Origin of the sequence: Lactobacillus sp. UMNPBX17, from assembly GCF_002553735.1 — a bacterium.
Taxonomy (GTDB): Bacteria; Bacillota; Bacilli; order Lactobacillales; family Lactobacillaceae; genus Lactobacillus; species Lactobacillus gallinarum.
This window is the reverse complement of the sequence record NZ_PCYT01000070.1, coordinates 1-7,308: the sequence shown is the minus strand read 5'-3', so window position 1 is coordinate 7,308 and position 7,308 is coordinate 1. Positions and strand designations below refer to the sequence as shown.

Genomic DNA, 7,308 nt, shown 5'->3' with positions numbered 1-7,308 from the left:
CACTTATATTTGGATACATCCATTTGGCAGCAACATCAGAACAAGCAACAAATTCTGTACCAATTTTCTTAAGTTTATTTCTAGAAACTTTGTGTAAAAAACGTTTTATTTTACGAAAGTTTCCATCTACTTCTGAAGCATGTGAATGAAAAATTATTTTCTGTACACCATTTCTTTTAGCTGCAATTCCAGCAATCAATAGCTTATTTGCTACATCAGAATGGATATGTACACAATCATATTTATTTTTAGATAGATATTTAGATAGATTACGATATATCATATATTGCTTTAGAAATTTACTGCCTTTATAACCAACATATTTTACATTCGTTCCTAGTTCTTTCAATCTATCAATATTATTTGAACTTTCAAAAGTCTCAAAAGCAGCTATATCGATAGAAATATTTTCAGGTTTATTCTTAATTACATTAGTAATTAAAGAATATACCCCACTTCTACCTCTATCATCGACATTAACTTCTAAAACCTTATAATTCATTATTTAACCCTCTTTATTTTGGGATAAAACTTACTTCCCTCTCGTACACCGGAGAACAATGTTTCCAGTCTTTTTTTCTTATGATCCGGTGCTTTAAAAATAATTCGGCTAGTATGTAATATCAATCTAGCATACTGATAAAATTTTCCTTTTATTCCCACTTCTCTAAAAAGGACACTTTCATTTCTATATGCTAATTTATAGCGATTAATTCTTTGAAAGTCATCGGTTGCTATATTAGATCCCTCATTATTTGCTGTCTTATGAATAACAACACTTTTATTGACTAAATATGAAGGATAACTTTCAGAAATTCTATTACTATACTCTAAATCGTCACCCCATATAAAGAATTCTTTTATTGGCAGTCCAACCTTTTTAACAACGTTTCGTTTGGTTAAAAAAGAAACAAATGTTCCCATTTTTACAGGCACTAATGAATTTTCAAAATCACTGTTCTTCTCAAAAACATTTGCTTTAGGAATATTCATTTTACATAAACTTCCATCTGTCCAAAGTACTTTGCTACATAAAAAGCCATATTTTCCATTTAATTTCTTATCGGCTTTCATCAAATTATTTAAGGATTCTTTTGTAGGAATACAATCATCATCCATTAACCAAAAATAATCATAGTTCAGCATATATGCTAGCTTTATTCCTTCATAGAAACCACCAGCTCCACCAATATTTTTCCCTGTAGAATGATAGATAATTTTTTTAGTCGCGATAAAATCTTCAAGCATCTCTCGCGTACCATCTGTGCTCATATTATCAATTACAATTACATCAGTTTTAAAAGTTTGATTGAGAAGATTTTCAATACAAGATTTCAATAATTTTTTTCTATTATATGTTACAACTACGGCAGCTACTTTTTTCAAATCTATATTCCTCTATTCAAAATGAGTTTTTGTCTTTAAACCAAATTTTCTATTAACAAAGCTAATAGCTTTCTTAACTAAGTGTTTTGAACCAATCTGTCCCCAAGAAATCTCTTTGTAACTTTCTTTTGTTGTATAGAGCCAAACATCCATTAATAGTTCAGAAATATATCCAAATACTCTAGCTTCTTGTACGGAATAGTTAGAAATATCAATTGTATTCTCTAACTTCCCTAATACATCAAACATAAAATTACAGTATGAATCAAAAGCCTCTCTTCTCATAATAAACATATTAAACATATGTGCTTTTCTATTCTTCATAACCCTATCAAACTCCTTTAAATAAGCTGGATATGATTTCTTTATAATCTCACGGGTTTTATCCAAAGGCTCCTGATAATGTGCATGAATATAATGAGAATAATTTGTTTCAATATAATAATTTCTTTTTTTAGGCAAAAGTACATCATACTTTTGCAAAAGTTGATGTACTTTTCCAACACTTATCACATTATTTAAATTATATGGCTTTTTATCAAAAAAAAGACGACGATAGTGAACTAATCCTACAGCGTCGACATCTTTTAAATTCTTCCAAGCCCAATAAACTGCAGTAAGTTCATTATAATTTGGATTCTTTGCTGAAATATTTTCGCCCTCGTCGTCTCTTTGATACTCAATCCCCGGCTTATAGTTTTTGGTCGCACCTACTAATATTGGTAAGTACCCTTTTTTCTCTGGCATAGGAAACTTTTTATGTGCAGCCACCATTATTACAACTTTAATTTTGACCCCTTACCTTTCATTTAAAATGCACCATCTTTTTTAATAATACTGATACAACAAGCAAAGAACACCGTAACATCATACCAGTAAGAAGCATTTCTAATATACTCTAACTCAATATCACAACGCTCAGGATATTCAATATTGGCACGACCACTTGCTTGCCATAATCCTAATGCACCTGGTTTAACTGATAAAAATGTGTGGATTCTATCACCATATTCAAACATTTCTTTTTTTACAATTGGTCGTGGTCCAACTAATGACATTTGGCCAATCAACACATTCAAAAATTGAGGTATTTCATCTAAAGATGTTTTCCGAATAAATGCCCCAACCTTAGTTATTCTTGGATCTTCACCTTCAGGCAATTTAAATCCATTATCTACATACTTTTGATAAAGCTGAGTGTTCTTTTCTAAAACTTTATCAGCATTATAAATCATAGATCTAAATTTATACATGCCGAATAATTTACCATATTGTCCCACTCTAATTTGCTTATAAAATGGACTATGTCCATCCTGAGCAAAGATAATAACCGATAGAATTATAATTAACGGAGAAAGAAGCACTAAAGCCAAAATACTCACAACAATATCAGTTATTCTTTTAAAGAAATGGTATATATAATGATTTCCCACTTTTATTGGATCTTCTTCTATCATTCTATTTTCCATCATCTGGATAAGCATACTCCTTATATTTCTGATGCTTTTCTGTAAAATAAACACTCTTTTTTAGTCAATATAGCACAAATATTCAGCTAATGGTATGAATCTGCAGATTTGCAGATTAAAATAGCCAAAATTTTTTCTTTTTGCTAAGCGGTCGCCAATCTAGTTGCACATTGTCCCCATTTACAAATGCGCGAGCATTATCTTGATATTGCTGAGCAAGATCACTCCCGAACTCCTTGCTTAGCTTTTTTAATGCTTCACTATATTGGTATCGCCTTTTTGGCAAATCGTGCGCATCCGAAGCGAAGCAGGCACATTGGCCTGCTTCGATAAACTTGCGTGACATTTCTTCAATTTTCTTGCCAAAAGTTCCCATATAAGAACTAGCAGTAATTTGCACTAAGCATCCCTGCTCAATTAATTCTTGCAAGATAGTTGGCTCTTCCAGAATCTTTTTGTTACGTTCTGGGTGAACTACAACTGGTGTAATGCCGCGTTGCATTAACTTAAAGACCATGTCCCGCGTATAAGCTGGTACGTCATCGCTTGGAAATTCCAAGAGCATGTATTGCCCATCTTCATCTAAGAAGAGGATATCGTCATCATCTAATGCCTTAGGCAAATCTCCCGAAATTCGCACTTCTTGCCCAGGAAATATCGTTAGCGGTATTTTGGCATCATCTAACATATCCTGAAAGTTTTCTGTTAAACGAATAACGTCTTTTTTATGATTGATATACTTGCCATTAAGCATGTGCGGCGTACAAACTGCATGCGTTACACCATCCGCCACAGCTTCTTTAGCTAACTTAATTGATGTTTGCCAATCCTTGGCACCATCATCAACGCCTGGCAAGATATGACAGTGGACATCAACTAAAACCATTATTTCTTACGTCCTGAAAAGAAACCTTTTTTCTTTTTATCTTCTTCACCGTAGCCGTAACCATATCCATAACCGTAACCATATCCATAACCGTAACCATATCCATAACCGTAGCCGGCATTATCAGAACTAATATCGTTCATAATAAAGCCTAAAACCTTAGCCTTGGAGAAGTTAAGCATTTCAACAGCACGCTTAATAGCAGCCTTTTGTGTTTTACCTTGACGTACTATCAAGATAATACCGTCAAGACGACGAGCCAATTCTTGAGTATCAGATACTTCAAGTACTGGTGCCAGATCGATGATTACCATATCATAGTGATCTTCAACTAAGCTGATGAAGTCTTGCATTCTCTTAGAACCGATCAATTCTGATGGATTAGGTGGTGTAGGACCAGCAGGTAAGATTGCTAAGTCAGCAATCCCACTATCTTGAACAACATCATCTAAGTCTACTTCCTTAGCAGTAGAAGAGATAACTGTACTTAAACCTACATGATTGCTTAAGTTGAATGTTCTATGAACAGTAGGACGACGTAAGTCGGCATCGATTAATAATACCTTACGGCCTGCTTGAGCATAGGTTACAGCCACGTTAGCAGCAACGGTCGATTTACCTTCACTAATATTAGCAGAAGTAAAGGCAACAGACTTAATATCATGGTCAACTGCCATGAAGTTAATGTTGGTACGGATTGTACGGAACTGTTCAGTTACTGGACCTTTTGGATCTGCAACTGTAATTAAATTAGCACCGTTTTTAATGGTTTCATCTGTACCACGTTTTTTCTTAAAAAGTGACATCAGTTACCTCCTATACTCTGCGTCTCTTGCGTTGTTCACGCTTAGCTGGTTTACTGCTCTTCTTAATCAACTTGAATGATGAAGATACATGGAAGTGGGCAACATGACCTAAGTTAGTTAAACCTAATTCTTGAGTTAAGTAAGTATCATCACGAACAGTGGTATTAGTCATTTCACGAATTAAGATTACTGCGAAGGTCAATACTAAACCAATAACAAATCCTGCTAAAGTAAACATCTTAACATTAGGTGATGATTGAACACCATTAGTAGCTGGTGCAACGATTGTAACGTTATTAATGTTCATGATGTTAGGAATTTGATCTCTGAATGATCTAGCAACTGCGTTAGCTTCAGCCTTAGCCTTTTCAGGAGTATCAGCCTTAGCAGAAACTGAAAATACCTGTGATTGTTGCTGGGTTGCAACTGATACACTCTTAGCTAATTGTTTAGCTGAAACGCTATATGCTTTACCGTCACGTTCAATAACTGCTGGTTGAGCTTTTCTCACTAAGACTTTTCTACCATCATCTGTAGTTCTGTACTTAGCTGGCTTAGCCTTCTTAACTACTCTAACTGGGTTAGCCAAACGATCAGAAGCATCCTTCAAGATTACATGACTAGTTACGATGTCCTTATAGGTATTAACCAACTGCATGTTAGCTTGTTGCGTTGTATATGCTGCATTAGGATCATTCTTATTGGATTTTTGGTTAACCAAAATCTGCGCACTAGAACTATACTTGGGGGAAATAACAAAGTTAGCAATTCCCCAACCTACTAATGCTAATCCTACACTCCAGAGAATCAATGCCCAGATATGTCTGCGGCAAAGTCGAAGCAATTGAGTAAGATCAATTGTATTATCAGTTTGCTTTTGTTCTTGTTCCATCTGTCTTTCCTTTAATTACGATTCATAACATAGCTGTCTTTATTAGCAGCTACCTTAGTCTTTGGCAATTCTAGAGCATCCCTAATCTTATCAGATACTCTTTGTCTTTCTTCCTTACTTACAACTTCAATTTCCATTAAGCCAAACTTAGGATTCATAGTTTGCTTACTTACACCTTGAGCATGGTCTTGACTCAAGTTATCAGTAGCCTTGCGGTAATCCATACCAATCTTGTACATCTGGTTCATAGTCAAGTCAGTCTGCATTTCATCAGAAATTGAATTCAAGAACTTAGAATTCAACAAGGTTGTCGGTGAAACAGACTTCTTAAGAAGCGCCATAATCACGCGACGGTCACGATCTTGACGGCCATAGTCTTGACGTGGATCTCCGTGACGAAGTTGAGCAAAGGCTAACCATTCATATGGTAAGTCTTGCCTTCTTCGAAGTGGTAGCCCATATTATTGAACGTAAGTGGTGAAGTGACATCTATACCACCAACTTGATCGATTGCCTTCTTCAAGCCGCCCATGTTAATCATGATGTAGCCATCAATTGGCACACTGTAATATTTATCAAGAGTCTTAACAGTTTCAGCAACTCCGCCCAAAGTATACGCTGAGTTCATCTTCGTTACCCCATATTGTGGGAAGTCTGGGAAGATTGCATTAGAGTCACGTGGAATAGAAATAATAGTCGTGCTATTCTTCTTTGGATTAATGGTCATCATCATCATGGTATCAGTTCTACCTTTCCAATGACGTCCCATAGCACCGGTATCTGTACCAAGAAGCAAAATATTGATTGGCTTCTTTTCATTCAATAGCGTATCTAAATTACGTCCCTTATTACTCTTGGTTTGTTTAGCAACAGGCGTATACATGTTTTGTGTGGTATCACGCAAATTCTTATAAATGTAACCACAAACAAAAAGTCCGATGACAATAATCACACCAATTACAATCCAGAATCCTCGCCAAAACTTGCGATGGTGATGGCGATGATGGTGGTGACGGTGATGATGATGCATCGTTTTTTGACTTTGATCATTATTATCTGCCATGTTTGTCCCCTTTTATAATCTTACAAATCCCTCTTATTATATACTCATTTATTGCGTTTTGACCATATGTAAAGGGGTTACAAATAAAAACAATGGGAAATTTGGCAGATTTTTCGGGGAATAAATGCGGATTTTTGTTGCTATTATTTTAGAATTCTAATTGATTTAATAAGTGTTTGTTATAATTGTGATTGACATTTGTGCTCCTCCCAATGTCCATTTTTGCATTAGGAGGTAATTATTTTGCAAGTATGGTAATCCTATTAACCGCCGTAGTTGCGCCTATTGTTGTGAATGCAGTGTCTCATGCTCTAGAGAAGCTGTTTGATGAGTGGCTAAATAATCGTCATCGCACAAGGCGGCACGATCAACGAAAGCGGAAAAAGCACAAGCGCCGCTAGCCTTAGCCATTTACACAGAACTTTAATGTCCTAAAATTTGGTGAAAATAAAAAGTCGTTACTCTTTTGTCCACTTCGAGTAACGGCTTTTTTGCTCTTATTTTTTGATCAATTTTACAAATTGGTCAATCCTATAAACTTACTATAGCATGTGTCAACTACCCTAGACTGAAGTCTAGGGCTTAGTGGCTCGTTAGCTTACGCTAACCAGAACACCAACTTGCTTAGATACGGACTTGACTTACCAGCAATAGTCTTTTGACTATTGCCGATAGAGGTCGTCTATTTACCAAAGCCTTTTAAGTCCGCGAATTGCTAGCGGACTGCAGCCTAGCTTAGGCTGCTTTTTTCTTTTATTTTAGGATTCTGCCACTTGCCTAATCCTTTTTCTAAGATGTTCACGGCC

7 protein-coding genes and 1 pseudogene are annotated in these 7,308 nt (G+C 35.6%); all 8 read right to left on the bottom strand.

Going from position 1 to position 7,308, the window contains the following annotated elements:
- On the bottom strand, positions 1-502 hold a 502-nt coding region (locus CP368_RS08795), incomplete at its 3' end, for a glycosyltransferase (RefSeq protein WP_143468316.1).
- Positions 502-1,386, bottom strand: a complete 885-nt coding sequence (locus CP368_RS08790; RefSeq protein WP_098045986.1) for a glycosyltransferase family 2 protein — start codon at positions 1,384-1,386, stop codon at positions 502-504. The genes CP368_RS08790 and CP368_RS08795, both read right to left, overlap by 1 nt.
- A gap of 12 nt (positions 1,387-1,398) precedes the next feature.
- Positions 1,399-2,175 carry a DUF4422 domain-containing protein gene (locus CP368_RS08785; protein WP_098045985.1) on the bottom strand — a complete coding sequence of 259 codons (777 nt, stop codon included), beginning with the start codon at positions 2,173-2,175 and terminating at the stop codon, positions 1,399-1,401.
- Positions 2,176-2,195: 20 nt separating this feature from the next.
- Positions 2,196-2,858 (bottom strand): sugar transferase, encoded by a 663-nt coding sequence (locus tag CP368_RS08780; RefSeq protein ID WP_233185858.1) that lies wholly within the window; start codon positions 2,856-2,858, stop codon positions 2,196-2,198.
- Positions 2,859-2,970: 112 nt separating this feature from the next.
- Positions 2,971-3,741 carry a tyrosine-protein phosphatase gene (locus CP368_RS08775; protein WP_098045984.1) on the bottom strand — a complete coding sequence of 257 codons (771 nt, stop codon included), beginning with the start codon at positions 3,739-3,741 and terminating at the stop codon, positions 2,971-2,973.
- Positions 3,741-4,547 carry a CpsD/CapB family tyrosine-protein kinase gene (locus CP368_RS08770; protein WP_098045983.1) on the bottom strand — a complete coding sequence of 269 codons (807 nt, stop codon included), beginning with the start codon at positions 4,545-4,547 and terminating at the stop codon, positions 3,741-3,743. Before CP368_RS08770 ends, CP368_RS08775 begins: the two co-directional genes overlap by 1 nt.
- A 10-nt stretch (positions 4,548-4,557) precedes the next feature.
- Complete coding sequence (locus CP368_RS08765; protein ID WP_098045982.1) at positions 4,558-5,439, bottom strand: YveK family protein; 882 nt, start codon at positions 5,437-5,439, stop codon at positions 4,558-4,560.
- Positions 5,440-5,450: 11 nt separating this feature from the next.
- Positions 5,451-6,502 (bottom strand): annotated as a pseudogene (locus CP368_RS08760) (LCP family protein).
- Between the last annotated feature and the right edge of the window lie 806 nt (positions 6,503-7,308).

Coding starts and splice junctions, on each gene's coding strand:
- CP368_RS08780 (WP_233185858.1), bottom strand. CDS start 2,858: ATGATGGAAAATAGAATGATAGAAGAAGATCCAATAAAAGTGGGAAAT.
- CP368_RS08775 (WP_098045984.1), bottom strand. CDS start 3,741: ATGGTTTTAGTTGATGTCCACTGTCATATCTTGCCAGGCGTTGATGAT.
- CP368_RS08770 (WP_098045983.1), bottom strand. CDS start 4,547: ATGTCACTTTTTAAGAAAAAACGTGGTACAGATGAAACCATTAAAAAC.
- CP368_RS08765 (WP_098045982.1), bottom strand. CDS start 5,439: ATGGAACAAGAACAAAAGCAAACTGATAATACAATTGATCTTACTCAA.